Source organism: Acinetobacter sp. S4397-1 (assembly GCF_024129285.1).
Lineage (GTDB): Bacteria > Pseudomonadota > Gammaproteobacteria > Pseudomonadales > Moraxellaceae > Acinetobacter > Acinetobacter lwoffii_C.
The window spans coordinates 1-1254 of record NZ_JAMXXZ010000075.1 but is presented as its reverse complement, the minus strand read 5'-3'; the positions used below and the strand labels follow the sequence as shown (position 1 = coordinate 1254).

The window sequence follows — 1254 nt, the reverse complement described above, 5'->3', positions numbered from 1 at the left end:
CTCGCTGGTTAAGCTGACTTAATTTATCGAAGATGCTGTAATTGATTTTTCTTCCCTGATATTCAATCGCGACTGTACCATCCGGGTATTCTAGGAACTCAAGATACTTACCAATCAATCTTTGGTTTTCTTCCGTGTTTTCCAAGAGATATACGCATTTATCATAAGTAATCGTCAGGCTATTCGTGACTCTGCGGGGTTCACGCCAAGTAAAAACATCATCTAACTCCTCAGCAGTTTCAGTAACAGTCCGGTGTAAATCCTTGGGATTAAAAGCCATCTTGGCGAACTTCTGATTGAACTGCTCAATGAAGCAGGGTAGCCAGGCATTCGCTTGCTCAATCGAACAGATGCCTTCCAGGCGCATTTCTTTGATCAGACGGTCCTGAAGCGTTCTATTGGCCCGTTCTACACGGCCTTTGGCCTGTGGTGAATTAGCGAAGATAATATCGATATTCAGGGTGCTGAGTACGCGCCCAAACTGGGTAATCTTGGTGTCTTTCTTACTGCTTTGATTCACCCTGAAGACTGAATGTTTATCGCTGTAAAATGCCAACGGCTTACCATGCTGCTCAATATACAAACGTGTTGAAATCATATAGTCAAAGGCTGATTCTGATTCACAGAAGCGTAAATGCTGCAATTTTCCTGTGGCATCATCGATAAACACCAGCAGACAGCATTTAGGGGCTCGACCTTCAAACCAGTCATGGTGTGAGCCATCAATTTGAATCAGTTCACCATAACAGTCCCGGTTATAACGAGGCTGATACGGGCGTTTCAGACGCTTGGATCGAGGAATCCATAAATCGGCTGCAATCATCCAAGAACGTAGTGTTTCCACCGAAATGTCGAATCCATGAATGGTAGTGAGCTTTTCATGCGCTAAAGTGGGTCCGAAACCATGCAGTTGATCCGAAACAATATTGAGGCACTTGAGTCTGAGTTCTTCAGGAAGCCTGGAGTTGCTGATTTGACCACGACCGGCATGGGCTAATGCAACTGGGCCTTGAGCTTTGTATTTCTGCAGTAAGCGTCTGATCTGACGCTCTGAAATATGAAGTAACTGAGCAGCTTGGGACTGGGTTATGCGTTGATCACAGATTTCCTGCAAGACCGACAATCGTTTAAGTTCTTTATCCGACATAGACACCAACATATCAAACCGTCCGCTAAGGAAATTGCAAAAATGCATATTCTAAAAGCGGACATTTTTACTTTGGAGAAACCGGACATTTCTATTTTGGGCTTACA

General features: G+C 44.2%; 1 protein-coding gene. It reads right to left on the bottom strand.

What is annotated here, in order from left to right; translation table 11 throughout:
- On the bottom strand, positions 1–1147 hold a 1147-nt coding region (locus NI467_RS14555), incomplete at its 3' end, for an ISNCY family transposase (protein ID WP_253153494.1).
- Positions 1148–1254: the final 107 nt, after the last annotated feature.